28 protein-coding genes and 1 tRNA gene are annotated in these 24,405 nt (G+C 59.2%); 16 read left to right on the forward strand and 13 right to left on the reverse strand.

What is annotated here, in order from left to right; translation table 11 throughout:
- Nucleotides 1–114: 114 nt before the first annotated feature.
- Nucleotides 115–576 (forward strand): TlpA disulfide reductase family protein, encoded by a 462-nt coding sequence (locus tag JH25_RS01875; RefSeq protein ID WP_005789064.1) that lies wholly within the window; start codon nt 115–117, stop codon nt 574–576.
- A 141-nt stretch (nt 577–717) separates the two neighbouring features.
- Here JH25_RS01875 and JH25_RS01870 read toward each other — a convergent pair whose 3' ends face one another.
- The 4 genes from JH25_RS01870 to JH25_RS01855 all read right to left on the reverse strand — a co-directional run bounded on the left by JH25_RS01870 (nt 718) and on the right by JH25_RS01855 (nt 5,471).
- Nucleotides 718–1,122, reverse strand: coding sequence for an META domain-containing protein (locus tag JH25_RS01870; protein WP_032880638.1), 405 nt, complete (start codon nt 1,120–1,122; stop codon nt 718–720).
- Nucleotides 1,119–1,559, reverse strand: coding sequence for a hypothetical protein (locus tag JH25_RS01865; RefSeq protein WP_032880639.1), 441 nt, complete (start codon nt 1,557–1,559; stop codon nt 1,119–1,121). The genes JH25_RS01870 and JH25_RS01865 overlap by 4 nt, the downstream gene beginning before the upstream one ends.
- 71 nt (nt 1,560–1,630) lie before the next feature.
- Nucleotides 1,631–2,620, reverse strand: coding sequence for a 2-hydroxyacid dehydrogenase (locus JH25_RS01860; protein WP_032880640.1), 990 nt, complete (start codon nt 2,618–2,620; stop codon nt 1,631–1,633).
- Nucleotides 2,621–2,717: 97 nt separating this feature from the next.
- Nucleotides 2,718–5,471 (reverse strand): response regulator, encoded by a 2,754-nt coding sequence (locus JH25_RS01855; RefSeq protein WP_032880641.1) that lies wholly within the window; start codon nt 5,469–5,471, stop codon nt 2,718–2,720.
- 205 nt (nt 5,472–5,676) lie between these two features.
- On the opposite strand from JH25_RS01855, the gene JH25_RS01850 reads away from it, so the two are divergent.
- Together JH25_RS01850 and JH25_RS01845 are read left to right on the forward strand one after the other, a co-directional pair.
- Complete coding sequence (locus JH25_RS01850; RefSeq protein WP_005789059.1) at nt 5,677–6,405, forward strand: response regulator transcription factor; 729 nt, start codon at nt 5,677–5,679, stop codon at nt 6,403–6,405.
- Complete coding sequence (locus JH25_RS01845; RefSeq protein WP_032880642.1) at nt 6,392–7,750, forward strand: sensor histidine kinase; 1,359 nt, start codon at nt 6,392–6,394, stop codon at nt 7,748–7,750. Before JH25_RS01850 ends, JH25_RS01845 begins: the two co-directional genes overlap by 14 nt.
- A 3-nt stretch (nt 7,751–7,753) precedes the next feature.
- On the opposite strand, the gene JH25_RS01840 is transcribed toward JH25_RS01845, so the two are convergent.
- Nucleotides 7,754–8,269, reverse strand: a complete 516-nt coding sequence (locus JH25_RS01840; protein WP_005789057.1) for a DUF2062 domain-containing protein — start codon at nt 8,267–8,269, stop codon at nt 7,754–7,756.
- A gap of 135 nt (nt 8,270–8,404) precedes the next feature.
- Here JH25_RS01840 and JH25_RS01835 point away from each other — a divergent pair, with 135 nt between their 5' ends.
- From JH25_RS01835 to murB, 8 genes are all read left to right on the forward strand, one after another.
- Nucleotides 8,405–10,645 (forward strand): DNA internalization-related competence protein ComEC/Rec2, encoded by a 2,241-nt coding sequence (locus tag JH25_RS01835; protein ID WP_032880644.1) that lies wholly within the window; start codon nt 8,405–8,407, stop codon nt 10,643–10,645.
- 109 nt (nt 10,646–10,754) lie between these two features.
- Nucleotides 10,755–11,390, forward strand: a complete 636-nt coding sequence (locus tag JH25_RS01830) for a MotA/TolQ/ExbB proton channel family protein (RefSeq protein WP_005789055.1) — start codon at nt 10,755–10,757, stop codon at nt 11,388–11,390.
- Nucleotides 11,387–11,815: an ExbD/TolR family protein gene (locus tag JH25_RS01825; protein ID WP_032880645.1), complete on the forward strand. Its 429-nt coding sequence runs from the start codon at nt 11,387–11,389 to the stop codon at nt 11,813–11,815. Before JH25_RS01830 ends, JH25_RS01825 begins: the two co-directional genes overlap by 4 nt.
- The gene (gene lpxK / locus JH25_RS01820; RefSeq protein WP_032880646.1) at nt 11,815–12,825 is read left to right on the forward strand and encodes a tetraacyldisaccharide 4'-kinase; all 1,011 of its coding nucleotides are present in this window, start codon (nt 11,815–11,817) and stop codon (nt 12,823–12,825) included. The genes JH25_RS01825 and lpxK overlap by 1 nt, the downstream gene beginning before the upstream one ends.
- A 22-nt stretch (nt 12,826–12,847) precedes the next feature.
- The gene (locus tag JH25_RS01815) at nt 12,848–13,033 is read left to right on the forward strand and encodes a Trm112 family protein (RefSeq protein WP_003174668.1); all 186 of its coding nucleotides are present in this window, start codon (nt 12,848–12,850) and stop codon (nt 13,031–13,033) included.
- On the forward strand, nt 13,030–13,794 hold the full coding sequence (gene kdsB / locus JH25_RS01810; RefSeq protein WP_032880648.1) for a 3-deoxy-manno-octulosonate cytidylyltransferase: 765 nt from the start codon (nt 13,030–13,032) through the stop codon (nt 13,792–13,794). Before JH25_RS01815 ends, kdsB begins: the two co-directional genes overlap by 4 nt.
- A complete protein-coding gene (locus JH25_RS01805; RefSeq protein WP_032880649.1) occupies nt 13,794–14,258 on the forward strand; it encodes a low molecular weight protein-tyrosine-phosphatase in 465 nt (154 codons plus the stop codon). The genes kdsB and JH25_RS01805 overlap by 1 nt, the downstream gene beginning before the upstream one ends.
- Entirely contained in the window at nt 14,255–15,274 is a 1,020-nt protein-coding gene (gene murB / locus JH25_RS01800) for a UDP-N-acetylmuramate dehydrogenase (RefSeq protein ID WP_032880650.1), read from the forward strand. Before JH25_RS01805 ends, murB begins: the two co-directional genes overlap by 4 nt.
- 69 nt (nt 15,275–15,343) lie before the next feature.
- On the opposite strand, the gene JH25_RS01795 is transcribed toward murB, so the two are convergent.
- Nucleotides 15,344–16,015, reverse strand: a complete 672-nt coding sequence (locus JH25_RS01795; RefSeq protein ID WP_003192030.1) for a Bax inhibitor-1/YccA family protein — start codon at nt 16,013–16,015, stop codon at nt 15,344–15,346.
- A gap of 152 nt (nt 16,016–16,167) precedes the next feature.
- Here JH25_RS01795 and JH25_RS01790 point away from each other — a divergent pair.
- Nucleotides 16,168–16,258, forward strand: a tRNA-Ser gene (locus JH25_RS01790).
- A 116-nt stretch (nt 16,259–16,374) separates the two neighbouring features.
- Here the strand turns inward: JH25_RS01790 and JH25_RS01785 are convergent.
- The 3 genes from JH25_RS01785 to JH25_RS01775 are packed head-to-tail and all read right to left on the reverse strand — an operon-like array spanning nt 16,375 to nt 17,892.
- Complete coding sequence (locus JH25_RS01785; protein WP_032880651.1) at nt 16,375–17,424, reverse strand: tyrosine-type recombinase/integrase; 1,050 nt, start codon at nt 17,422–17,424, stop codon at nt 16,375–16,377.
- Nucleotide 17,425: 1 nt separating this feature from the next.
- Nucleotides 17,426–17,668 (reverse strand): DUF4224 domain-containing protein, encoded by a 243-nt coding sequence (locus tag JH25_RS01780; RefSeq protein WP_032880652.1) that lies wholly within the window; start codon nt 17,666–17,668, stop codon nt 17,426–17,428.
- 2 nt (nt 17,669–17,670) lie between these two features.
- Nucleotides 17,671–17,892 (reverse strand): hypothetical protein, encoded by a 222-nt coding sequence (locus JH25_RS01775; protein WP_032880653.1) that lies wholly within the window; start codon nt 17,890–17,892, stop codon nt 17,671–17,673.
- Nucleotides 17,893–18,492: 600 nt separating this feature from the next.
- Between JH25_RS01775 and JH25_RS01770 the strand changes: the two genes are divergently transcribed.
- Entirely contained in the window at nt 18,493–18,867 is a 375-nt protein-coding gene (locus JH25_RS01770; protein WP_032880654.1) for a DUF6864 domain-containing function, read from the forward strand.
- A 199-nt stretch (nt 18,868–19,066) separates the two neighbouring features.
- Here JH25_RS01770 and JH25_RS28395 read toward each other — a convergent pair whose 3' ends face one another.
- From JH25_RS28395 to JH25_RS01765, 3 genes are all read right to left on the reverse strand, one after another.
- Complete coding sequence (locus JH25_RS28395; protein ID WP_081883338.1) at nt 19,067–19,471, reverse strand: DUF4406 domain-containing protein; 405 nt, start codon at nt 19,469–19,471, stop codon at nt 19,067–19,069.
- On the reverse strand, nt 19,468–19,743 hold the full coding sequence (locus JH25_RS0127435) for a hypothetical protein (RefSeq protein WP_050549412.1): 276 nt from the start codon (nt 19,741–19,743) through the stop codon (nt 19,468–19,470). The genes JH25_RS28395 and JH25_RS0127435 overlap by 4 nt, the downstream gene beginning before the upstream one ends.
- Nucleotides 19,744–19,996: 253 nt before the next feature.
- Nucleotides 19,997–22,045: a DNA cytosine methyltransferase gene (locus JH25_RS01765; RefSeq protein ID WP_032880656.1), complete on the reverse strand. Its 2,049-nt coding sequence runs from the start codon at nt 22,043–22,045 to the stop codon at nt 19,997–19,999.
- Between the two features lie 54 nt (nt 22,046–22,099).
- Between JH25_RS01765 and JH25_RS01760 the strand changes: the two genes are divergently transcribed.
- The 3 genes from JH25_RS01760 to JH25_RS01750 all read left to right on the forward strand — a co-directional run bounded on the left by JH25_RS01760 (nt 22,100) and on the right by JH25_RS01750 (nt 24,068).
- A complete protein-coding gene (locus tag JH25_RS01760; protein WP_032880657.1) occupies nt 22,100–22,714 on the forward strand; it encodes a hypothetical protein in 615 nt (204 codons plus the stop codon).
- Between the two features lie 71 nt (nt 22,715–22,785).
- Entirely contained in the window at nt 22,786–23,472 is a 687-nt protein-coding gene (locus JH25_RS01755) for a hypothetical protein (protein ID WP_164699539.1), read from the forward strand.
- 275 nt (nt 23,473–23,747) lie between these two features.
- Nucleotides 23,748–24,068, forward strand: a complete 321-nt coding sequence (locus tag JH25_RS01750) for a hypothetical protein (RefSeq protein ID WP_032880659.1) — start codon at nt 23,748–23,750, stop codon at nt 24,066–24,068.
- Between the two features lies 1 nt (nt 24,069).
- On the opposite strand, the gene JH25_RS01745 is transcribed toward JH25_RS01750, so the two are convergent.
- Nucleotides 24,070–24,399, reverse strand: coding sequence for a hypothetical protein (locus JH25_RS01745; protein WP_032880660.1), 330 nt, complete (start codon nt 24,397–24,399; stop codon nt 24,070–24,072).
- Nucleotides 24,400–24,405: the final 6 nt, after the last annotated feature.

Consider the following 24,405-nt stretch of genomic DNA (forward strand, 5'->3'; position numbering starts at 1 on the left):
TGCGGGTCGCATCTTGCGTAAGGTGGCGGGTATTCTACCTGCGCTGGCGCCTGTCCTTAAACCGTAAGAGGCGATAGGTCGCAGCCAACGTTCATTTTTGCGAAGGAATACCCCATGACAAGGCGACTGATCGGTGCATTGGCGATCATCACAACCCTGCTGCTCAGCGGCTGCGGTAACGATTACGGCGTTGACCAATATGGCCAGAAAGTGGCGGCCGAACGCCTGGACAAACAGTGGCTGGTGGTCAATTACTGGGCCGAATGGTGTGGCCCGTGCCGCACGGAAATCCCCGAGCTCAATGCCTTGGCCGAGCAACTGAAAGGGCAGGGTGTGGAGGTATTCGGGGTTAACTTCGACAATGTGCAGGGTGAGGAACTGAAGGCCGCCAGCGACAAGCTGGGGATCAAGTTCACGGTCCTGGCCCAGAACCCGGACGGGATCTTCGAGATTCCACGCAGTGAGGCGTTGCCGGTGACCTACATCATCGACGACAAGGGCAAGGTGCGTGAGCAGTTGATGGGTGAGCAGACTGCAGAAGGGGTGCTGGCCAAGCTCAAGGCCCTGCGCGGTTAAAGCAACACCTCAGAGAAAGTGTGGGAGGGGGCTTGCTCCCGATAGCGGTGTAACAGTCAATTGATGTATTGACTGACACACTGCTATCGGGAGCAAGCCCCCTCCCACATTGAGATCCCATCAATCCAAAGACTGGGGATATCAGCCCTCTTCAAGCCACAAACGAATCGGCTTGCCCTCGGCCGGCCAGAACCGCGTCTGTTCGATCGGCGAGATGTCCCAGCGCTGCACGCCTTGCAAGGCCTGGAAGAAGCGGTGCTCCTGCTCCATCAACGCCTCGGCGCACATTTTGCGGGTGCTGCCGATAGGTCCGAAGCTGAGCTTGTCACCCTCGACGGTATACGGTGCAAACCAGTGATTGCAGCCGCCGTTGCCGTAGGCGCGGCCATCAGCGCCAAGGGTGACGGTCAGGTGCGCGTAGTCCATCAGCGGGCGCTCACCGATCCACTCCACCACGTAGCTGTGGTCGCGTTCGAGCTTCGGGCCGTCGGCAGCACAACCCGTCAGAGCCGCGCCGATTGCGGCGAGCAGCAGCGGGCCCTTCATTGTGCGGCCTGCTGGCATTTCGGGCAGCGGTGCTTGTCGCCTTCGCTGGCCCAGCCGAGTTCTTTGATGCGCGCGTTGGCGGCCGGTTGCAGCGGCTCTTTGGTCAGCTTGGTTTCCACCGCGAATTCAAACTCCAGCACGGCGTCGCAGCTGTCGCAGTTGACCTTCCAGGTGTGAATTTCCAGTTCGCCGAACTTCGGCCCCTGGGCCATGGCGACCCATTGGCCCGCCGGGCGTATGGAGTAGCGTGCGTCACCTTCGACGGTCAGGCGCATCGACAGGGTTTTACTGCCGCGCAGGGTGACGATCAGCACGTCACCGTGCTTGATCGAACCACCGTTGCCGGTGACCTGGTAACGGCCCGGCACAAGGGCGCGGCATTCGATCAGGGTGTGTTGCGGGCTCAGCAAGCTGAAGCGGAAATCGTGTTCGGCCATGGATCCTCCAAATAGGCGCGGCATCCTATCACGGGTGCCGGCCCATCATGAGCCTGGTATGTGACCGCTGATCAACCCTCGACCAGGTTCTGTGGCCGACCATCGGCCCACGCCACAATGTTGGCCAGCGTCGTACCGGCGATCGCCGCCAGGGCTTCACGAGTGAGAAATGCCTGGTGCGCAGTGATGATCACGTTGGGGAAGGTCAGCAGACGAGCGAGTACGTCGTCTTGCAGGGGCAGGTCCGAGCGGTCCTCGAAAAACAGCTGGGCTTCTTCTTCATAAACGTCCAGCCCCAGGTAGCCCAATTGGCCCTCCTTGAGGGCTTCGATCAGCGCGGGCGTATCGACCAAGCCACCGCGGCCGGTGTTGATCAGCATTGCACCGGGCTGCATGTGCGCCAGGGAACGGGCGTTGATCAGGTGTTTGCTGTCGGCAGTCAACGGGCAGTGCAGGCTGATGATCTGCGCCTCGGCCAGCAAGTCGGGCAGGCTGACGTAGCGAGCGCCCAGGGCCTGGACGTGTGGGTTGGGGAAGGGGTCATAAGCCAGTAATTGGCAGCCGAAGCCGGCCATGATCTTGGCGAAGGTCGCGCCGATCTGCCCGGTGCCGACCACGCCGACGGTTTTGCCGACCAGATCGAAACCGGTGAGCCCATGCAGGCTGAAGTCGCCATCACGGGTACGGTTGTAGGCACGGTGCAGACGGCGGTTGAGAGCCAGGATCAGCGCCACGGCGTGTTCGGCCACGGCGTGGGGTGAATAGGCGGGCACGCGCACGATGCTCAGGCCCAGGCGTTTGGCGGCGACCAAGTCGACATGGTTGTAGCCGGCCGAACGCAGGGCAATCAAGCGTGTACCGCCCTTGGCCAGTTGCTCCAGCACCGGGGCGCTGAGGTCATCGTTGATAAAGGCGCAGACCACCTCATGGTGTTCGGCCAGGGCTACGGTGTCGAGGTTGAGGCGGGCGGGTTGGAATTGCAGTTCCAGGGCCGAGGGGAGCGGTTCACCGAGAAAACTGTCACGGTCGTAGGTCTGGCTGCTGAAAAGAATGACGCGCATCAAGAAGGCTCCCTGCAATTTACACGATGGAAATGCTGACTAAATGTGGGAGGGGGCTTGCTCCCACATTTTGATTGGTGTTGTCCATAAAATTGCGTCAGGCGCTGACTCTGGCTTCACTGGCCAGCCGCGCAATCGCCATGTCCAGTTCATCCAGCGCGGCCATGGCCTTGGCATCGTCCTGCTTGAGCAGGGTTTCAGCGCGTTGGCACGCCGCGCGCAATTGCGGCACGCCACAGTAGCGCGTGGCGCCGTGCAGTCGGTGCACGCGCTCGATCAAGGCGTGATTGTCATTGGCTTCGCGGGCGACGGTAATCGCCAGGCGGTCGGCTTCCAGGGAGGCCAGCAGCATGGCGAGCATGTCTGCGGCGAGGTCGGCCTTGTTGGCGGCCAGGCGCAGGCCCTCCTCGTGGTCGAGCACCAGCAGTTGCACACCTTGAGCCGGGCCGTCGTTGACGCGTTCCGGGCCCTGGTTACGCAGGGCCAGGCCGGTCCACTTCAACACCACCTGGGCCAGTTGCCGCTCGCTGATGGGCTTGGTCAGGTAGTCGTCCATGCCGCTCTGCAGCAGGGCGCGTTTTTCATTGGCCATGGCGTGTGCCGTGAGGGCCACCACCGGCAGCGGCGTGCCGTGGCGCTCGCTTTCCCACTGGCGGATCGCCTCAGTGCTTTGGCGGCCGTCCATGCCGGGCATTTGTACATCCATCAATACCAGATCGAAGGTTTCCTGCTTCACCGCATCAATGGCCGCGTAACCGCTCTCGACCGCCTGCACCTTGGCGCCCATGTCTTCCAGCAGGGTTTGTACCAGCAACAGGTTCGCCGGGTTGTCGTCCACGCACAGTACACGCGGCGCACGGCTGGACAGCGGCTCACCCGGCTCGCTGCGTGAAGGGCGCGGGCTGATCAGGTCGGCCAGGGAGCGGCGCAGCTTGCGTGTACAGGCCGGCTTGGCCTGCAATTGGCTGTTGGGGTTGGGTACCGATTGGTTGAACAGCATCTGTTCGGTGGTCGGGCACAGCACCAGCACTTTGCAACCCAGGTGTTCAAGGTCCCACAAGTGCTGGTTGAGACGCTCGGGCGGAATGTCATTGGCCGTCACGCCGAGCACCGCCAGGCTGATGGCCTGCTCGGTCTGGTGCGCACTGGTGATGCCGTTGGTCAGGCTTTCCAGGGTATTGAAGGGTGTGACTTCCAGGCCGCAGTCTTCCAGTTGGTGTTGCAGGGCCTGGCGCGCCAGCTCGTGGTTTTCCAGTACGGCCACGCGGCGACCCAGCAGCGGCGGGGCGGGCAGGTCTTCGACGTCGTCGCGGGTCTTGGGCAGGTTCAGGCTGATCCAGAATTCCGAGCCTTCACCCGGCGTGCTGTCGACGCCGATTTCACCGCCCATCTGCTCGATCAAACGCTTGGAAATCACCAGGCCCAGGCCGGTGCCGCCAGGTTGGCGGGACAGCGAGTTGTCGGCCTGGCTGAACGCCTGGAACAGCGCGCGCACATCCTGGTTGGACAGGCCTATGCCGGTGTCTTGCACGCTGATGCGCAATTGCACGCTGTCCTCCTGTTCGTCCTCGACCATCGCCCGGGCGACGATGGTGCCTTCGCGGGTGAACTTGATCGCGTTGCTGATCAGGTTGGTCAGGATCTGCTTGAGCCGCAGCGGGTCGCCCACCAGCGCCAGTGGCGTATCGCGGTACACCAGGCTCACCAATTCGAGTTGCTTGGCATGGGCGGCGGGGGCGAGGATGGTCAGGGTGTCTTGCAGCAAGTCCCGCAGGTTGAAGGGCACGCTGTCGAGCACCAGCTTGCCGGCCTCGATCTTTGAGAAGTCGAGGATTTCGTTGATGATGCCCAGCAGGTTATCGGCGGATTTTTCAATAGTGCCCAGGTAATCCAGCTGGCGCGGCGACAGCTCGCTTTTTTGCAGCAGATGAGTAAAACCGAGGATGCCGTTGAGCGGCGTGCGGATCTCATGGCTCATATTGGCCAGGAACTCGGACTTGATGCGACTGGCCTCCAGGGCCTCCTTGCGCGCCAGGTCCAGCTCGATGTTCTGGATCTCGATGGTCTCCAGGTTCTGGCGTACGTCCTCGGTGGCCTGGTCGATGCTGTGTTGCAGTTCTTCCTGGGCGTTTTGCAGGGTTTCGGCCATGCGGTTGATGCCCGATGCGAGCTGGTCCAGTTCCTGGCTGCCCAGGGGCGGCAGGCGTGTTTCCAGGTTGCCGTCCTTGAGCTGGGCCACGGCTTGCTTGATCTGGCCAATCGGCGAATTGATGGTGCGGCTGATCCGCAGGGCGAGCGCTGCGGTGAACATCAGGCCGATGGCGATCAACAACAGGCTGGCGAACAGGCTGCGGTAGCCGCGCAGCAACATGCCATTGTGGGACAGCTCCACTTCGACCCAGCCCAGCAGGCGGTCTGCCTCATCCGGGATCACGTCGCCGGCGAGGTTGCGATGACGGCCGAATACCGGCAGCAGATAGCGGGTGGCATCGTTGCCGGTGCGCTGCAACAGGCGCGAACTGTTGCCGGTGGGTGGTGGGTTGAGCATGGTCGGGCCGGCGTGGGCCAGGGACGAACGGTCTGGCGCCAGGAACGACACGGCGCGCACGTCCGGTTGCTCCAGGGACTGGGTGGCGATGCGTTCCAGCAGCTCGGCGTTCTTGTGGCCCAGGGCCGGCGCTACCAATGGCGCCAATTGCTCGGCAATCATTTCGCCGCGCTGCAGCAACTGGCTCTGCAACTCCGAAAGTTGCATCCAGGTGAAATAGCCTCCCAACAACAGAGCCATCAGGCTGGTCGGTAATAAGGTCAGCAACAGTACGCGGCCTTTTATCCCCATTCTTCTAAGCACGCCACTCTCCTGCTACCACGTTGTTATCCATTATCCACACAGGCATCCGGCCCGTGCCACCTGCGCAGTGTAGCCATTTGCGCGGTCTGGAATCTTGCAAATTAATGACATGCGGCAATCTTCGGGCCATTCGGCGCCGGGTGGCGATTGCCTGTGAACGTTTAATCTTGAATAATCAGTGATTGAGAATGACTTGCAGACGCTAATGACTCCCGCAGCAGTTGGCCTACCCACAATCCTGACCATCGAAGATGACCCTGTGCTGGGTGCCTACGTGCATGAGCAACTTGGCCGTAGTGGTTTTCAGGTGACGTGGTGCCGCAACGGCCAACAGGGCCTGCAAATGGCTTGCGAGCAGGCGTTCGACCTGGTGTTGATGGACATCCTGCTGCCGGGGCTCGACGGCTTGTCGATCCTCACCCATTTGCGCAAGAGCCATGCCATGCCGGTGATCCTGATGTCGGCCCTGGGCGCTGAAGCCGATCGCATCAGCGGTTTTCGCCTGGGGGCGGACGACTACCTGCCCAAACCGTTCAGCATGGTAGAGCTGCGTGTGCGCATTGAAGCCATCCTGCGCCGCGTGGCCCTGGATCGCCGACCCGAGCCGCCGCGCCCGGTGATGCGTGAGGATGCCCGGGTGTTGCAGTTTGACGATGAGCGCTGTGATGTGGCCTGCCAGCAACACTGGGCCGGGTTGACGCGCAGCGAATACCGGCTGCTGGAAACCCTGCAGCGCAATGTTGAAGAAGTGCTCAGCAAAGCCTTCCTGTATCAACACGTGCTGCAGCGCGGTTATGCACCCCATGACCGCAGCCTCGACATGCACGTCAGTCAGATTCGCCGCAAACTCAAGGCCATCGGCTACGCCGAGCGAGAAGTACGCACAGTGTGGGGCAAAGGCTATGTGCTGAGCGGTCATGATGAAGGGCTTTGAGCGGCTGCCTGGCAAACACTCGTTGTTCTGGAAGCTGGCCTGCCTGTTGATCGCCTTCTGTTTGCTGATGATTTGGCTCAGTTGGTCGTGGGGCCGCTACATGGAGCAGCAGAGTGCTTACCTGTCCGACAAGTCGCGGGAGATCCTCAGCGGTTACGCTGCAGGTGCCGAACTGGCGTGGAGTACACAAGGCCGCGCCGGCGTGGATGCCTGGTTGCAACTGATGGCCAAGCGTGAAACCACCTGGGTGGGTGTGATCGGCAACGATTTGCAATCCCTGGGCAGCACGCCGCTCAGCGACAAGGAAAGCCAGCGCCTGACCTTCTTGCGCGGGCTGGATTGGCCGGTCAGCCGACATGTCATCGGATTGCCGTGGATGAAGGTACCGTTTCCGGTTGATCCTGGGATGGGGTCGCTGGTGATCGAGTTGCCGCAGCGCTTTATGCCGGGGCGTTATCAACTGTTCTGGCGGGTGGTGACCAATGGCGTCATCCCGGGCCTGTTTACCTTGTTGCTGTGCATCGGCCTCTATCGGCTGCTGATCATGCCCCTCAATCAATTGCGCGAGCAGGCCAATGCCTGGCGTGCAGATCAGTTGAATACGCGTATGTCCCGGGATGCGACCAGTCGACAGGATGAGCTCGGGGAGCTGGGGCGCGCCTTTGACCATATGTCTGAACGCTTGCAGGGTACGGTGCGCTTGCAACAGCAGTTGCTGCGCGACATGTCCCATGAATTGCGCACGCCTTTGAGTCGCCTGCGGGTGGCCTGCGACAGCGAGCAAGACCCGGCCAGGCTGCGTGAGCGCCTGGGTCGGGAAATCGACGCCATGCAGCGCCTGGTGGAAGACAGCCTGCAACTGGCCTGGCTCGACAGTGAAACAGCGCCGCTGCCCCAGGAAGACATTCAGCTCCAGGCGCTGTGGGACATGTTGCGGGAAAACGCCTGTTTCGAAAGCCACTGGCCGGCATCGCGCCTGCCATGTCTGTTGCCCGCCGACAGTTGGGTGCGCGGCAACCTGAATGCACTGGCCCAGGCTCTGGAGAATATCCTGCGCAACGCCATACGCCACTCGCCAGCCGAGGGTACCGTGCTACTCGACGGCTGCCGCGAAGGAGACTATTGGCATATCTGGCTACAGGACCAGGGCGGCGGTATTGATGAGCAGGATTTGGAAACTATCTTCGCGCCCTTTACCCGGTTGGACGGCTCGCGGCCCGGCGACGGCGGGTTCGGCCTGGGCTTGAGCATTGCCCGCAACGCCGTGCAGCGTCAGGGCGGGCGCTTATGGGCGCAGAACTGCGGGCCGGGTTTGCGCGTACATATACGCTTGCCGGCCCGTTAACCGTCAACGGCGACGCAGCTTGCGTTTCTTCCACTGATGCGCGACCCACCAGCGCCAGTAGGCCATGGTCAAGCAATAAGCCAGCGCCCCCAGCACCAGCCCCAGTACCACCGAACCCAGCAGAAACGGTTGCCAGAGCGTGCTCAACTGGCCGCTGATCCATTCCCATGTCAAATCGTCAGGTAGGCTGCGTGGCGGCACATTCATCAGCCAGGCGCCGGTCAGGTAGGTACAGACGAATACCACCGGCATGGTGACCGGATTGGTCAGCCACACCAGGCTGACCGCTATCGGCATATTGCCGCGCACGGTGATCGCCAGGATCGCCGCAAGCAGCATCTGCAACGGAATCGGTATAAACGCCGCAAATAAACCCACCGCCATGGCGCGAGCCACCGAATGCCGGTTCAGGTGCCAGAGGTTCGGATCATGCAGCAGGGTGCCAAGAAACTGTAATGACTTGTGTTCCCTGATGCTGCTGGGATCGGGCATGTACCGTTTGAATAAGCGCCGGGGCATAAGGGGTCCAGGTCAATTTGAAGGGCAAGTATGCCCGGATTCTATAAACAGAAAATTCAGACTTTGTGACAAAACATCATAGGCGCTCTCGGTCAGCCGGCTAAGACTGAATGGATCACTGGAAAAGGATGATTCATGAAAACAGGGATGTTCGCGCTGGCGCTGGGGTTGCTGGTATTGCGCTGGTTACCCGCATTGCCGTCTGGCGCCGGGTTGCTGGCCATGCTGATACTGGCCTTGATGCTGCTGCCTTTTCGTACCTATCCCGTGGCGTTTTTTCTGGTCGGCCTGAGTTGGGCCTGCATCAGCGCACAGTGGGCGCTGGATGATCGATTGCAACCGGCGCTGGACGGGCAGACGCGCTGGGTACAAGGGCGTGTCATCGGCTTGCCGCAGCAGACCGGCACGGGCGTGCGATTCGAGTTGGCCGACAGTCGGTCGCGCAATGCACGGCTGCCCAAACGTATCCGGGTGTCCTGGCACGGCGGGCCGACAGTAAACAGCGGCGAGTACTGGCGTCTGGCACTGACGCTCAAGCGGCCCGCCGGCCTGCTCAATTTTCATGGCTTTGACCACGAAGCCTGGCTGCTGGCCCAGCGTATCGGCGCCAGCGCGACGGTCAAGGATGGTGAGCGCCTGGCGCCGGCGCGCAATGCCTGGCGCGATGCCGTTCGCCAGCGCCTGATGGCCGTGGAAGCGCACGGCCGCGAGGCGGGCCTGGCGGCGTTGGTGCTGGGCGACGGTTCCGGGCTTGCACCTGAGGATTGGCAGGTGTTGCAGAACACCGGCACGGTGCATCTGCTGGTGATTTCCGGACAGCACATTGGTTTGTTGGCGGGGTTGATCTACGGCTTGATCTCTATGTTGGCGCGCTATGGTTGCTGGCCGCGAGGCTGGCCATGGCTGCCATGGGCGTGCGGCTTGGCGTTTGCCGGGGCGTTGGGCTATGGCCTGCTGGCAGGGTCCGGCGTGCCGGTGCAGCGGGCTTGTGTGATGGTGGGCCTGGTGCTGTTGTGGCGTTTGCGTTTTCGCCATTTGGGGGTGTGGTGGCCGTTGTTGCTGGCGTTGAATGGCGTGTTGCTCATCGAGCCCTTGGCCAGTCTACAGCCGGGGTTCTGGTTGTCGTTTGCGGCGGTCGCGGTGTTGGTGTGGGCATTCAGCGGGCGCCTGGGGCCGTGGAGCGTCTGGCAAATCTGGACCCGTCCACAGTGGTTGATCGCAATTGGCTTGTTTCCGGTCCTGCTGGTGTTGGGGTTGCCCATCAGCCTCAGTGCCCCCGTGGCCAATCTGGTCGCCGTGCCCTGGATCAGCCTGGTGGTACTGCCTTTGGCGCTGCTGGGCACGGCGCTGCTGGGCACGGCGCTGCTGTGGGTGCCGTTGGTCGGCGAGGGCATGTTGTGGCTGGCCGGTGGCGCACTGGACGGTTTGTTCAAGGGCCTGGCGCTGCTGGCTGCACAACTGCCGGCCTGGGTACCGGCTGAGGTGCCTTTGAGGTATTGGCTGGTGAGCCTGGCGGGCGCAGTGATTGTGTTGTTGCCCAAGGGGCTGCCGTTTCGAGTATTGGGTTGGCCCATGCTGTTGGTGGCAGTGTTTCCACCCAGGGATGGGGTGCCCCATGGCCAGGTGGAGGTGTTGCAGTTGGATGTTGGCCAGGGCCAGGCACTGATTCTGCGGACCCGCGATCACACCTTGCTCTACGATGCCGGGCCGCGCTCGGGGCCTGTCGATCTGGGCGCGCGCGTGGTCTTGCCGTCGTTGCAGAAGCTCGGGGTAGGGCAGTTGGACATGATGCTGCTCAGTCATGCCGATGCCGATCATGCCGGAGGTGCGACGGCGGTGGCCCGTGGCCTGCCCATAAAGCGTGTAGTAGGCGGTGAAACCGAAGGGCTGCCAGCGTTTCTTGCTACGCAACCCTGCAGGAGCGGTGAACATTGGGAGTGGGACGGCGTGGCATTCGAACTGTGGCAATGGCCTGGTGCTATCGAGGGCAATCCGAAATCCTGTGTATTGCAGGTCCAGGCCAACGGTGAACGCTTGCTGCTCACCGGTGATATCGATCGCGCCGCCGAGCAAGCATTTCTGGCCTCGCCGCTGGCGGTTCCGACCGACTGGCTGCAAGCCCCGCACCATGGCAGCCGCAGTTCTTCGTCCTGGGCTTTCCTGCAGCGGCTGGCGCCAACCGCGGTGCTGATTTCCCGGGGGCGCGGCAACGCGTTCGGTCATCCGCATCCGCAGGTGCTGGAGCGCTATCAGGCGCTGGGTAGCCGGGTATACGACAGTGCCGAGCAAGGCGCTGTACGGCTGCGCCTGGGGGCATTCACGCCACCGACGGTTGCGCGCAGTCAACGTCGTTTCTGGCGCGAACCGTTACCGTAACCCAGCGTTACCAAAGACTCAGGGGCGCGACAGGCGGGCCTGTTGCCGACGAACCCCGCTGCCGAACCTATATGGTAAAGTGGCGCACTTTTTCGAGGGGACATTCACTGTGTGGGAATTGGTCAAATCCGGCGGCTGGATGATGTTGCCGATCATTCTGAGCTCCATCGCCGCACTCGGCATCGTCGCCGAACGCCTGTGGACCCTGCGCGCCAGTCGCGTAACCCCTGAACACCTGCTGGGGCAGGTCTGGGGCTGGATCAAGAACAAACAGCTCGACAAGCAAAAACTCAAGGAGCTGCGCGCCAATTCGCCGCTGGGTGAAATCCTCGCTGCCGGCCTGGCCAACTCCAAGCATGGTCGCGAGATCATGAAAGAGTGCATCGAAGAAGCGGCTGCCCGGGTTATCCATGAACTGGAGCGCTACATCAATGCCCTCGGCACCATTGCCGCCATGGCACCGCTGCTCGGTTTGCTTGGCACGGTGCTGGGCATGATCGATATCTTCAGCTCGTTCATGGGTTCGGGCATGACCACCAACGCGGCAGTATTGGCCGGGGGGATTTCCAAGGCATTGATCACCACCGCCGCCGGCCTGATGGTGGGGATTCCTTCGGTGTTCTTCCACCGCTTCCTGCAGCGTCGCATCGACGAACTGGTGGTTGGCATGGAACAGGAGGCCATCAAGCTGGTGGAAGTGGTGCAGGGCGATCGTGACGTAGACCTGGTCGAGGGCAAAGCGTGAAATTTCGCCGCAAGCAACGGGAAAATGTCGATATCAACCTCGCGTCATTGATCGACGTGGTGTTCATCCTGCTGCTGTTCTTTGTCGTGACCACCACCTTCACCCGGGAAACCCAGCTGCGTGTCGACTTGCCGGAGGCGGTGAGCGGTTCACCTGCCGAAGACCAGCAGGTCAAGCAACTGGATATTGCCATCAGCGCAGACGGCGTATTTTCAGTGAATAACCAATTGCTGCAGAAAAACGATCTCGCCAGCCTGATGGAGGCCTTGCAGAAAGAGTCCGGTGGCGACACCCAGCTACCGCTGTCGATCAGTGCTGATGGCAAGACCCAGCACCAAGCGGTGATCACCGCCATGGACGCGGCCGGCAAGCTCGGCTTCAGCCATTTGCGCATGACCACCGTCGAGGCGGCGAGCCCGCCCTGATGGCCATGTCCGATCGTTTGCTCAAGGCCTGGTATGAGGGCCATCCGGCACTGGTGCTGTTGCGGCCGCTGGAGTCACTGTATCGCCGGGTGGTGCAACGCAAGCGTGCGCGCTTCGTGGCAGGCGAGGGCGAGATTTATCAATCGCCGGTGCCGGTGGTGGTGGTCGGCAATATCACCGTGGGAGGCACCGGCAAGACGCCGCTGATCCTGTGGTTGATCGAGCATTGCCGTCGTAGCGGTTTGCGCGTGGGCGTGGTCAGTCGTGGCTACGGTGCCAAGCCGCCGCAGTTGCCGTGGCGGGTCGAGGCCAGCCACAGTGCCGAGGTGGCCGGCGACGAGCCCTTGCTGATCGTGCAGCGCAGCGGCGTAGCGCTGATGATCGACCCCGATCGCAGCCGCGCGGTAAAGGCCCTCTTGGCCAGTGAACCGCTGGACCTGATCCTCTCCGACGACGGCCTTCAGCATTACCGCCTGGCCCGCGATCTCGAACTGGTGCTGATCGACGCTGCCCGTGGCCTCGGCAATCGTCGCTGCCTGCCGGCCGGGCCGTTGCGCGAGCCGGTGGAGCGCCTGCAAAGTGTGGATGCGTTGCTCTATAACGGTGCCGGTTCGGACCGTAAGGATGGTTTTGCCTTCCGGCTGCAGCCCACCGCGCTGGTCAACCTGCACAGCGGCGAGCGCCAGCCCGTCACGCACTTTGCGCCGGGCCAACAGGTGCATGCGGTCGCCGGTATCGGCAATCCGCAACGTTTCTTCAATACCCTTGAAACGCTACACTGGCAGCCGCTGCCCCATGCTTTTGCCGACCACGCGCCCTACAGCGCCGAGGTCTTGAATTTTACCCCGTCATTGCCGCTGGTCATGACCGAAAAGGACGCGGTGAAGTGCCGCGCCTTTGCCCAGCCCGACTGGTGGTACCTTGCGGTGGATGCGGTGCCGTCGCCGGCGTTTGTCGCCTGGTTCGACACGCAGCTGATGCGTCTGCTGCCCAACCGTCTATTGCCTTAACGCTTCTTTCCAGGAATCACTCATGGACACCAAACTGCTCGACATCCTCGCTTGCCCGATCTGCAAAGGCCCGCTCAAGCTCAGCGCCGACAAAACCGAGCTGATCAGCAAAGGTGCCGGCCTGGCTTACCCGATACGTGATGGCATCCCGGTGATGCTTGAAAGCGAAGCCCGTACCCTGACCACCGATGAGCGCCTGGATAAATGACCACCGCCTTTACCGTCGTCATTCCCTCGCGCTATGCCTCGACGCGCCTGCCGGGCAAACCGCTGCAAATGATCGGCACCAAGCCGATGATCCAGCTGGTGTGGGAACAAGCGTGCAAGAGCAGCGCCGAGCGTGTAGTGGTGGCCACCGATGACCCGCGTATCATCGAGGCGTGCAAAGGGTTCGGTGCCGAAGCCGTCCTGACCCGCGAAGACCATAACTCCGGCACTGATCGTCTGGCCGAGGTGGCGACCAAGCTTGGCCTGGCGCCCGACGCCATCGTGGTCAACGTGCAAGGTGACGAGCCATTGATACCGCCGGGTGTCATCGACCAGGTCGCCGCCAACCTCGCGGCCCATGGCGAGGCGCGTATGGCGACCCTGGCCGAACCGATCGAAGACATCGAGACGCTGTTCAACCCGAACGTGGTGAAAGTGGTCAGCGACATCAACGGCCTGGCACTGACCTTCAGTCGCTCTACCTTGCCGTGGGCGCGGGATGCCTTTGCCAGGAGTCGCGACGTGTTGCCGGAAGGCGTGCCGTATCGCCGCCATATCGGCATCTACGCCTACCGCGCGGGTTTCCTGCATGATTTTGTCAGCTGGGGCCCGTGCTGGCTGGAAAACACCGAATCCCTGGAACAACTGCGTGCCCTGTGGCACGGCGTGCGGATCCATGTGGGCGATGCGTTGGAAGCGCCGCCGGCGGGTGTCGACACTCAGGAAGACCTCGAGCGCGTCCGTCGCCTGCTGGGCGCCTGATGGAAGTTCTGTTTGTATGCCTGGGCAATATCTGCCGCTCGCCAACCGCTGAAGGCGTCCTGCGCCATAAATTGCGCGAGGCGGGCTTGGCCGGCCAGATCGAGGTGGCGTCTGCCGGCACCGGTGAATGGCATGTCGGCAACCCGCCGGACCAGCGCAGCCAGCGTGCGGCACTGGGGCGTGGTTACGATCTGTCATCCCAGCGTGCCCAGCAGGTTTCCCGCGCCGATTTTGCGCGCTATGACCTGATCCTGGCCATGGATCACAGCAACCTGCGCAACCTCAAGTCCATGCAGCCGGGGCAGGGCAAGGCGGAACTGGATTTGTTCCTGCGCCGCTTTGACGGCGAAGTGGATGAAGTGCCAGACCCTTACTACGAAGGTGAACAAGGTTTCGAGCGGGTCCTGGACCTGATCGAGCGCGCCTGTGATTTATTGGTGATCGAATTGAAGGGGCGGTTATGACCTTGCAAGTGCTTGCGCAGGTATCGCTCAAGCCATTCAACAGCTTTGGCATTGATGTGCGCGCTCAATTATTTGCCGAGGCCCACAGCGATGCCGAGGTTCGCGAAGCCATCGCCTATGCCGCTGCACACGCGGTACCGTTGCTGGTGATCGGTGGCGGCAGCAATTTGCTGTTGACCCAGGATGTCCCAGCGTTGGTGTTGCGCATGGCAACAGAAGGCATTCGCGTGCTGCACGACGATGGCGTGCGCGTGCTGGTCGAAGCCGAAGCGGGCGAAGCCTGGCACCCGTTCGTTTTGTGGACCCTTGAACACGGCTTCTGCGGCCTGGAAAACCTCAGCCTGATCCCCGGCACCGTCGGCGCCGCACCCATGCAGAACATCGGGGCCTATGGCGTGGAGATCAAGGATGTCTTCGCCGGCCTCACCGCCCTGGATCGCCAGACAGGCGAACTGCGGGATTTCAGCCTGGACGAATGCAACTTTGCTTACCGTGACAGCCTGTTCAAGCATGAAGTCGGGCGGTGGTTGATCCTGCGGGTACGCTTTGCCCTCAGCCGCACCACTCACCTGAAACTCGACTACGGCCCGGTGCAACAGCGCCTGACCGCGCAGGGCATCACCCACGCTACACCAAGCGATGTGAGCCGGGCGATTTGCAGCATTCGCCGCGAGAAACTGCCGGACCCGGCAGAGTTGGGCAATGCCGGCAGCTTCTTCAAGAACCCACTGGTGTCCCAGGCCCTCGCTGCCGAACTGCAAAGCCAATACCCGGACTTGGTCGCATACCCTCAGGCCGACGGGCAAATGAAACTCGCCGCCGGCTGGCTGATCGACAAGGCAGGGTGGAAGGGCTTTCGAGACGGCGATGCGGGGGTACACAAGATGCAGGCGCTGGTGCTGGTCAACTACGGCGCAGCCACAGGGCGCGAGATTGCCAACCTGGCGCTACGTATCCAGCAGGATATCTTCAAGCGTTTCAAGGTTGAGCTGGAGATGGAACCCAACCAGTACTGATCTTTCAGGCCTGGAAATGAAAATGCCCCGTATCTTGCGATACGGGGCATTTTTTATTGCGCTGGTTGATCAGTCGTCGCGGCTCATGATGCCGAAGATCTGCAACAGGCTGATAAACAGGTTGTAGATCGATACATACAGGCTGATGGTGGCCATGATGTAGTTACGCTCACCACCGTGGATGATGGCGCTGGTCTGGAACAGGATGCACACCGAGGAAAACAGCACAAAACCTGCGCTGATCGCCAGTTGCAGGCCGCTGATCTGGAAGAACATGCTGGCCACCACCGCCGCCAGCAACACGAAGAAGCCTGCGGTGATGAAGCCACCCAGGAAGCTCATGTCCTTACGGCTGATCAGCACGTAGGCCGACAGGCCACCAAATACCAGCGCCGTCATGGCAAACGCCGAACTGACCACTTCCGCACCGCCGGCCATGCCGAGGTAACGGTTGAGGATCGGGCCGAGGATAAAGCCCATGAAACCGGTCAAGGCAAACGCCGACACCAGGCCCCAGGCCGAATCGCGCAGCTTGTTGGTCAGGAAGAACAGACCATAGAAGCCGATCAGCACGACAAAGATATTCGGATAACCAACGCGCATCTGTTGGGCCACATACGCCATCACGCCGCTGAATGCGAGCGTCAAGGCGAGCAAGCCGTACGTATTGCGCAACACGCGGCTGACTTCAAGCTGCTCAGCCTGCGCGTTGCCATTCACTGCGTAATTCTGTTCGCGCATGGCGACACTCCTTCAGTTTTGAAACGTTCAGTCGCAAAGATCATAACAGACGCTCTGTAACAAGCGATGCAGAGAGTTTGACAGTGTGTTTCATTCGGGTATTATGGCGCCCGCTGACACGGGATGGGCTACTATAATCCTGTGATGCACAAGGGAAATTGGCAGAGTGGTTGAATGCACCGGTCTTGAAAACCGGCGAACGTTAATAGCGTTCCCAGGGTTCGAATCCCTGGTTTCCCGCCAAGATTTACACGAAAGCCTCGCGAAAGCGGGGCTTTTGCGTTTCTGGGGTTTGAGAATGTTTCTTCTGCTTTTGGCGGGAGTTCCGAAACTTTCGGGTAGGAGTTCCGAAACTTTGCCTATTTGGACGGTTTCGCGGTGGCGCCAATCCTCCTGTAAACCCGCTTTGTGATCTCCTGTTTGCTGTGTCCCAGCAGCAGGCTGGCATCCCCGATATCGATGATTTCCGACGCGGCCTTCGGCCGGATGTCGCGGAACTGAAACCCTCCAATCTTGGCCGCGAGCAGCGGGTCGCCCTGTTCGATGGCGTTCTGCTGGGCTTTTTCCCGAGCCTTGTCCCAGCGCAAGCGCAACATCCCCTTCGTCATTCGCTTTCCATACCTGTTGATCAACAGGTATTTGGATGAATGACCGACATTCCTTTCGCCAATCTCCCTGACCAATCTCCCCAAGCTGTTTTCCCCGGCCTCCGTACGCATAAGGATTCGAAGCTTCTGGCCAGTCTTGCCCTGCGTTACCAGGAAGTAGTCACCTTCGGTATCGTCGCTACGCATGATCAGCACGTCAGCAGGCCGCTGTCCGGTCAAATAACCCAGGTCCATGGCTTCCTTGAGTTCTTGTTCGGCAACTGCGTAGACGGCATCCCAAACAGCCGCGTTGGCGTAGTAATCACGCGGCGCTTCCTTGTTCTTCCTGATGCCCTGGCAAGGGTTCTCCCGCTCCGTCAGCCCCCACTCCCTGGCCATGTTGAAAACGTGGGACAGGAGCGCGATCTCGCGGTTGGCACGAACCTTCGCTGAGCGGGCATCACGGTAGCCTGCGATGTTGAACGGCGTAATTGAATCGATGGGCGCCTCATCAAACGTAGGACGAAGCTGTTTCAGTTCGGCCATGTTGTCCTTCTGGGTCCGCTCCCCCTTTTTTGGGATGACGTCGCGCACGTACCGGTCGAAGATGCCCTTCATCGTTGTCAGGTCGGCAGGCTTTTCTTTGGCCTCCAGTTCGGCCCACTTCAGCCGGGCTTTGCTCAGGTCCGTTCCAAGCGGAATCTCTTTTCCCGCTGAGTCACGGTAGTAGTAGCCGATCCAGATCTTTCCATTCTTCCTTGGGCGCTTGCGGCGCACCATTCCTGGCGGCAAGTCCCTGTTTTCCGTGTTCCGGGGGCGCATATCAGTTCACTCTGGAGAAATCAGGCGTCCAAGCCGGACGCGCCGGTGGCGGGTTTGGATCAGCAATTGTGGCGTTGACCATGCCCAGCTTCATGCGGGCGAACATCCGACCAACCAGTGGCCGGCCGCCGCGGCTCTCGACGTACACCCAGTTGCGATCCTTGAGCCATTTGCGCTGATCACATCGACGCTTGTAACCGGTAAGGTCGGCGAGCTCATCGTCCGACAGTATTTCAGCCTGCATATCTACCTCCCGCCGCCCACAGTGGGCCGCGCTGTCTTAATGATGTGGATGGCTAGGCCGAAGCTGATCAGCAGCCAGGCGCAAGTGCCGGCGAAGGCGTAGAGGATGTCGGCCGTTTCGCCGTCGGCCAGAAGGCGGGGGGCGATCCAGAAGAACCAGCATCCGCTGCCTACCAGGTACAGCAAAGCGCCCAGCAGTATCAGGGTGAGTTTCATAGCGAACATGGGGTGTCCTTGCCGCGCTGGGCGGCAGAAGGTGGTTAAAAGTCTGCGTGCTTCGCCAGTTCCTGTTTGCGGCGCTCAAGCAATGCCATTCGCTCGGCAAGTGCCAGTTCCTGCCTCGCCAGGCTGGCTCTCGCCCAAATCACCGCACGCCTCTTACATCCATGAAGCTCTGGGCTGGAATAGCTTTTGCCTCCTGCCGTCTGGTGCCGCCCGAGTGATCCGCTACTCACCAGTTCAACTCGGTGTGGTGCGAAATCCTTGGTGAGTGCCCAGGCATAGAATGGGTAGGATTGGGTGGACATAGAGATACCTCGCCCGCCGCTCACCGGCAGGCATGTAGGGGGATTGGGGTTATGGGTTCTTGCGTTCGGGCGGGGAGGCCAGCGTTCCGCCTGGCTTTTTAATATGTGGTATTTTACGCGTGGCTGAGTTATGACTCGCCAAGTTACTTGATAGAGGATGCTTTAAGCAGTCATATGATTTGCGTTAATGGGCCAAAGCTTGGAGGCTGGCTGATGTGCGTTAAATAGTTAATGTTTAGCTTGAATTTACAGTAATCTCATTATCTGGGCTGCGTCTAGGTTCTATACGGAATTAAATATGAAAGACATGTTTCTGCCTGTTGTTAAGACTAGAGTTGGGACGAAGTATATGGTGAGTAGTCAGTCGGTTTCGTTGACTGGCGAAAATCCTGAATTTGAAATATTCCTTGACGAGTGGTCATGCATTGTTCGGTTTTTAGAAGATGCTGAAAATGAGAAATCAAGATATAAAGTTAATGTTGATGAAGGCAAGCTTTATATAAATTTATATAATCATAATAGCAGAAAAGGCGAGTTTATCTATTCGCCCTTCAAGATAGCAAAATCCGGAAAGTGGCAAATATATTTAACTTATTTTTCAAAGCTGCATGGTGGGGCGACTGTAGGTGCTAGAAAGTTTGATTATCATGTTTGGGTTGAGGAAATAGCATGATTAATAATGCTAACCCGCAGGATGGCGAAGTTGAAGACCAGCCACGAACAAAGATTGAAAACACGACTTCGCAACCTACCCATCAGGTTGAAGGGATGATTACGAAGCAAATTGGCTCTGGTGAATATGCCAAAGATACATTTATATATATAACGATATTTTGGAGTTTTGTGATTGGCTCAGTAACCTGTGGCGCTATTTATATCAGAACATTTGCACCTCCAGAGATGACTGCTGCTGAAATTCTTGAAGTGGTGAAGGGCGTGTGGTCTATATTTTTACCAATTATTACATTGGCTCTTGGATACTCATTTGGAAAGGGCCGGTAAATGTTTTCATAGGGCAAGGCTTTCGGCTTCGGGACTTCCAGGCGGGCACCCTTTGAATGTTCCCAGACGGGCATGGTGGCCACGGTGTCGCAGTCCATCAGGGCGGCAATGTCGCGGCGCATACAGTCGGTCCAGGTGCCGCCTTCTGGGTTTATCTCGGCGGGGTTGGTGACTGTGTGGCCGCTGGCGCGGAGGCTGGCGGTCATGCTGTGGAAGGTGGGGAAGTTCAGCCCGGGCAAGCCGCTCATGGGGCCGCTGAGGTAGATTCGCTTCATGCGACCTCCTTGTCATGACCTGGGCAGCCGCCACCGGAAAAATCGAATCCTTCACACGGCGGACCGAAAGGAAGCACCTCTTTGCCCTGGGCCAGCGCTTCGAGCAGATGATCCTTCGCCTCGTCGGCGGTGCACTCACGCCCATCCACGCGGAACATGCCCTTGAGCTGGCGCTTGCTGAAGTCGCGGATTGCGCCGCGCACGCTCAGGTGAATGTGAAAGGTACGGCCGTGCGGTCCGAAGGGATCAGACGGTTTGTTTTCTGTAGGCATGGGGAGTCCTTGCCGGGCCATGCCCGGGTGGTGGAGTAGGGGGGATAAGGTGTCGTGTAAGGATCAAAAGTTATCCACAGGGGTGTGCGCTGAGCAACTTCTTAATACCCTTTAAGATGTGGCTTCAGATATCTGGAGCGCTACCGCATGAAACAACTCATCGCTGACCTGATGTACCAAGTGCTGATTGATCTGCTGAGCCAGATGCTGATGCGTCTCGCCGAGTGGATGGCGGTCGTGCCGTGGCTGTGAGTTATGCGGCGCGCGCCTGGCGCTCTTCGGTGCGCCATGGGTCATTGGCCCGCGCCAGGGCAGCCATCGGCGGCGGGCTAACGCTGTTGCCGCACATATGCACCTGCTGGGTGATGGTGAAGGGCTTTCCGTCGGCGCCGTGGGTGATGATGTAGTCGGCTGGGAATCCTTGGGCCTTGTACAACTCAGCCGGCTTGAGCATCCGCAGGCAGATGTCAACGATCACGTAGGGCGTGCCCTGCACCATCACAGTGACCAGGGCGAGCCGGTCCTTGGTAGTGATGGTGGGTGCCGGCGCATCGCAAGCGCTAACGTTCTCGGTGCCGTAGTAGCTGATCAGGAAGGCTGCAACGCGCAGCGCACCAGCTTCATGCTCAGGCGACAGGGTGAGCGATACCAGGGAGCTCTTGCCGCCACCGCCGGCGGTAATGGTCGGTGCCGGATCTTCCAGGCCCTGGCCAATACTGCCGCCGAATGCCCGCTCCATGAATGCGCTGATCAGGCCGTGGTGCTGGCCCCCGGCGCTGACGGTGTGCAGTGGGTCGTTAACGTCCCGTGCATCGCAGTTGCCGCGCAAGTGCACCAGGTTCACCGTTGCCAACTGCTGCTGGCTGCCGGTGTTGGTCACCGTAGTCATTGGATCGCGAATATCTTTGGCGTGCACGGTGTTGAAACCGCCGTTGGCCTGGATCATCACCGCCGCGCTGACGGACTGGCCGCCGCCGCTCGCAGTGACGGTGCCCACCGGGCCGCAGATATCGTTTACCCCGTGGGAGCGGCGTTTGTTTGCGCCTGAGCCTTCGCCGTGGCCAGCTTGGACGATGCAGGCAGAAGCAAGTGCCCGGTGGTTCTGGGTCATGAGCGTGCCTGCTGGTTGATCCACGCTCACCGGTTTGCCTGAGTATTCAGGGCCACCAGCTCCAACCATTAGCGGGCTGATCAGCGTCAGCTCGCCGCGATTCGCGCAAGTCACCGTGGGCAGTGGTTCAAGCGGGTCGTTGATTCGGTCACTGCCCTGGTGCGTTGCGGGTGCAATCACCGGACTGACAACCGAGAAGGCACCGCCCTTGGGATAGGATGTGATCGTGCGCAATGGCTCGCCAGCGGACTGCACCGACTCACCCGACCAGTTCGCAATCGGCACGATGAAGGGCGCCGGGTTGTCGATGACAAACTTCTTCATGCCCTTGGCGACGCGGCGAAGCGTGGCCTCGGCCAAGTCTTTTTTGCGCCCGAAGATGCTTTTGCCCAGGTCACTGAAGTCGATGCAGTCAGCGGCTGTTTTCCACTTTTGCTGGCCTTTGGCCGGGTTCTTTGCGTGAGTTGGCTCAGGCCACAAAATCGGCTGGCCGTCGCACCGAGCGATCATAAACAGGCGCTCCCGGCTGGTCGGCGCGCCGAAGTCGCAGGCTTTGATGACTTTCCACTCAACGACATAGCCCATGCCTTCCAGCAAGGCGACGAAGCGGCGCCAGGTGCGGCCACGCTGCTTTGGGTCTGGGATCAGGAACTGCTGACCAATCGGCACCACCTCGCCAGGTGCCGCGATATTGCCGTCAAGCTTCACTACTCGTCCGGTGACCTTGTCGCGCTTGGCGATCAGGCGGCCCCACTGCAGGATCTGCTTCACGTTCTCCAGGCTGATGACCCGGGGCCGCTTCTTGCCTCCCCACTTCAAGCCGATCCACGACAGGTTGCGGATCTCGCGCTTGCGCGGCTGGCCTCCAGCAGCCTGGCTGTGGTGGGTGCAATCCGGCGACATGTGGAACCAGCCCACGGCTTTGCCGTCACATTCGATGTCCGGGTCACCATCAAACACGTCGGTGGTGAAGTGCTTGGCGCCTGGGTGATTGACGGTGTGCATACTGATTGCCTGCGGGCTGTGGTTCTTCGCCACGTTCACTGTGCGGCCAAGGCCCATTTCCAACCCGGTACCGGCGCCGCCACCACCACAGAAGAAGTCGACAACGATCTCATCGTCCTGAGGGTTGAAGCCGAGTCCGTATTGGGTTTTGAAATCGAAGGGGTGTTTCTTCTGTTTTGCGGACATAGGGGTTCCTCGCCGGGTATATTTACCGATCAAACGTCAAGGTAGGGGTAAGGGATGCTGAACGATTACGGAAAAGACCTGTTTAAGCCCTGGCGATCTGTATCGAATATCTTGCTTGTATTGGCCGTACTGTTTGGAATTGCATTGTTCAAGCTCACAAGTAGTGAGCTGGCAAGCTGGGTTCAGGCTATAGGGTCAATAGCGGCAATATGGGGAGCTTTTGCGATTAGCAATAGTCAAGTTGAAAGACAGATTCAACAGGCTAATCAGCGGGCTTTGGATAAGTCAAATGCATATTTTGCTGTGGTTAAATGTGCATGGGATCATGCCAGGACCATGAGAGAGTTAGTTGAAAAGCAGCCGCCCGTTGGAGTCTTCAAGGAGAGCTGGAATCTTGTGTTTAGAGACCTATTTAACTCTTCTTTGAGTTCGCTAAAGAGTCTCCCTGCCTACGAGTTGGGTAACTATGATCTGGTTATATTTCATAATGGAATGTTGGCGGCCATGTCGAATATGTCGTCGAGAGTCACATCGTTTCTTGGAGCTGATGCATTTATTGAGCAAGAGCTTGTTTTGATGTATGAAGACCTTTTTGCTCAGTCGCAGTTAGCTGAACACTACTGGGGCGAGTATGAACTAGTATTCAATGCGAAATTTGGAAACGCCTAACAGAGTTATTTAACCGGCTAGTAAATCGATTTAATGGGACACCGGCATGGAGCCGGATCAAGGAGCAAAGAGTGCTTTCAGCGTTTAGATATTCAGGTCAGAGGCATAATGATTCTTTGTTGGCGCTTGGAGGTGTTCGGATTGGAACGCTCCATGACTTCAGGCGAACTGAGCACAAAGGGGGCATAGCCGATGCAAATGAGGGCATTAAGCGCGTTTCTCATCACATCCCTTATGTCACTGAAAAGGATGTTGGCAGTATCCATCTTGAAGCTATTAAACAATTCAAAATTTTTAATTTAGGCGACTCGACCGATGTTGTACTGCAGGATATTCAATTTATTCGAGGCTTTAATCATCCGGACTGTTTCGTTCATTGCGTGTCAGCCGAGTACTCAAGGGATGTTCTGGATCAGTTTGAGGAAGCTGATTCCTGTATTGAAATTACCGATCTAGGTAAGTTTTATCAGCGGCTGACTAAAACCTTAAACAGACAAATTCCGGTACAGCTTTTGGGGGTTTCTACAGTTCGGTACATGATGCGTGAAGAGGACTGGAACGGTCGAAACTGGGGGGTTCACCCTGCTCTTATTAAAGAGCCCCGGTTTGCAAAACAGCTCGAAATAAGGGCGATTTGGCGTCCTAAGTTCAGTGGGGCGATATCTCCAATGGTACTTAACGATGTAGGTCTCATTGAGTTTTGCAAGCGAAGAGAGCTGCCTGACTCAAAGAAGCGGCGGTCCGGGAGCTCGATCTAAAGATTCTTTCAGGCTCGCCGGGCGTGAGGAAGCACATGGCCTTGAAGCGACGCAGCCTACCAGGCGCGCTCACAGTGATGTCGGGCGTCACCAATGTCGTGCACGACATTGAATCAGTCAAAGCACTTGGGAGTGATGACCAGCCACCTCTTCAACTGGAGGGTCTTCACCATTTCTAGTCAGGAGCCGCCCTCCGTTGGCCGGTGGTGGCAATTTGGTTTGAGTTGGGTTATTACGGGTGACCGGCATGAAGCCGGATCAAGGAGCAAAACGAAATGTCGATGAAGATCACGATTAATCGCAAAGGCCTCGATCAACTTTTAAAAAACGCCAAGGAAATGGAGGGAACGCATCAGGTGAAGCTGACAGATACGCTTCATCCGGAATTCGTTTCCTCCCACAGCAAATATTCTGATTTAGAAGCTTTGTTTGCTGCCTCGGGATTTAAGATTGATAGTCTCGAAGACTTTGCCATCATTCCGGACGACGAATGGGACAAATTTATTTCCGAGAATACGGACTTCACCAGTTGGGAAGAGATGCAGCGCTCCGGCAGCACCGCGTACATGAAAGCCAAGCTTAACAAAGGTCTATAAGCTAGCAAGATGGAGAAAGTATCTCGTCGCCTGGGTCTTTCTGGATGGCGAGAAGGCTTTTATTGCGGAATTCCCGCGCCACAATTTCCGTAGGTTCGAAAACGTGGCGCGGCGGATTCAACAGCGGCTGACACTTCGCAGAGCCCATTGCGTGCAGGTGATGAATCATCAGCTTCATCGCCTCGCCCTGCTCAGTAATGCCTGACCACTCCATCAGGTCGGTCAGAGCCTGGCGGGTGCCAGGGCGAACTCTGAGCCTCAATTCCTCTTCGGCAAGTGCCACGCGCTTCCTGGCGGTTTTCGCCGAGCGCTCCTGCACAGTCTTGGCCATGGCCTA

It is taken from the genome of Pseudomonas sp. BRG-100 (genome assembly GCF_000737955.1).
Lineage (GTDB): Bacteria > Pseudomonadota > Gammaproteobacteria > Pseudomonadales > Pseudomonadaceae > Aquipseudomonas > Aquipseudomonas synxantha_A.

Coding starts and splice junctions, on each gene's coding strand:
- JH25_RS01875 (WP_005789064.1), top strand. CDS start 115: ATGACAAGGCGACTGATCGGTGCATTGGCGATCATCACAACCCTGCTG.
- JH25_RS01870 (WP_032880638.1), bottom strand. CDS start 1,122: ATGAAGGGCCCGCTGCTGCTCGCCGCAATCGGCGCGGCTCTGACGGGT.
- JH25_RS01865 (WP_032880639.1), bottom strand. CDS start 1,559: ATGGCCGAACACGATTTCCGCTTCAGCTTGCTGAGCCCGCAACACACC.
- JH25_RS01860 (WP_032880640.1), bottom strand. CDS start 2,620: ATGCGCGTCATTCTTTTCAGCAGCCAGACCTACGACCGTGACAGTTTT.
- JH25_RS01850 (WP_005789059.1), top strand. CDS start 5,677: ATGACTCCCGCAGCAGTTGGCCTACCCACAATCCTGACCATCGAAGAT.
- JH25_RS01845 (WP_032880642.1), top strand. CDS start 6,392: ATGAAGGGCTTTGAGCGGCTGCCTGGCAAACACTCGTTGTTCTGGAAG.
- JH25_RS01840 (WP_005789057.1), bottom strand. CDS start 8,269: ATGCCCCGGCGCTTATTCAAACGGTACATGCCCGATCCCAGCAGCATC.
- JH25_RS01835 (WP_032880644.1), top strand. CDS start 8,405: ATGAAAACAGGGATGTTCGCGCTGGCGCTGGGGTTGCTGGTATTGCGC.
- lpxK (WP_032880646.1), top strand. CDS start 11,815: ATGGCCATGTCCGATCGTTTGCTCAAGGCCTGGTATGAGGGCCATCCG.
- JH25_RS01815 (WP_003174668.1), top strand. CDS start 12,848: ATGGACACCAAACTGCTCGACATCCTCGCTTGCCCGATCTGCAAAGGC.
- kdsB (WP_032880648.1), top strand. CDS start 13,030: ATGACCACCGCCTTTACCGTCGTCATTCCCTCGCGCTATGCCTCGACG.
- JH25_RS01805 (WP_032880649.1), top strand. CDS start 13,794: ATGGAAGTTCTGTTTGTATGCCTGGGCAATATCTGCCGCTCGCCAACC.
- murB (WP_032880650.1), top strand. CDS start 14,255: ATGACCTTGCAAGTGCTTGCGCAGGTATCGCTCAAGCCATTCAACAGC.
- JH25_RS01795 (WP_003192030.1), bottom strand. CDS start 16,015: ATGCGCGAACAGAATTACGCAGTGAATGGCAACGCGCAGGCTGAGCAG.
- JH25_RS01785 (WP_032880651.1), bottom strand. CDS start 17,424: ATGCGCCCCCGGAACACGGAAAACAGGGACTTGCCGCCAGGAATGGTG.
- JH25_RS01780 (WP_032880652.1), bottom strand. CDS start 17,668: ATGCAGGCTGAAATACTGTCGGACGATGAGCTCGCCGACCTTACCGGT.
- JH25_RS01775 (WP_032880653.1), bottom strand. CDS start 17,892: ATGTTCGCTATGAAACTCACCCTGATACTGCTGGGCGCTTTGCTGTAC.
- JH25_RS01770 (WP_032880654.1), top strand. CDS start 18,493: ATGAAAGACATGTTTCTGCCTGTTGTTAAGACTAGAGTTGGGACGAAG.
- JH25_RS28395 (WP_081883338.1), bottom strand. CDS start 19,471: ATGAAGCGAATCTACCTCAGCGGCCCCATGAGCGGCTTGCCCGGGCTG.
- JH25_RS0127435 (WP_050549412.1), bottom strand. CDS start 19,743: ATGCCTACAGAAAACAAACCGTCTGATCCCTTCGGACCGCACGGCCGT.
- JH25_RS01765 (WP_032880656.1), bottom strand. CDS start 22,045: ATGTCCGCAAAACAGAAGAAACACCCCTTCGATTTCAAAACCCAATAC.
- JH25_RS01760 (WP_032880657.1), top strand. CDS start 22,100: ATGCTGAACGATTACGGAAAAGACCTGTTTAAGCCCTGGCGATCTGTA.
- JH25_RS01750 (WP_032880659.1), top strand. CDS start 23,748: ATGTCGATGAAGATCACGATTAATCGCAAAGGCCTCGATCAACTTTTA.
- JH25_RS01745 (WP_032880660.1), bottom strand. CDS start 24,399: ATGGCCAAGACTGTGCAGGAGCGCTCGGCGAAAACCGCCAGGAAGCGC.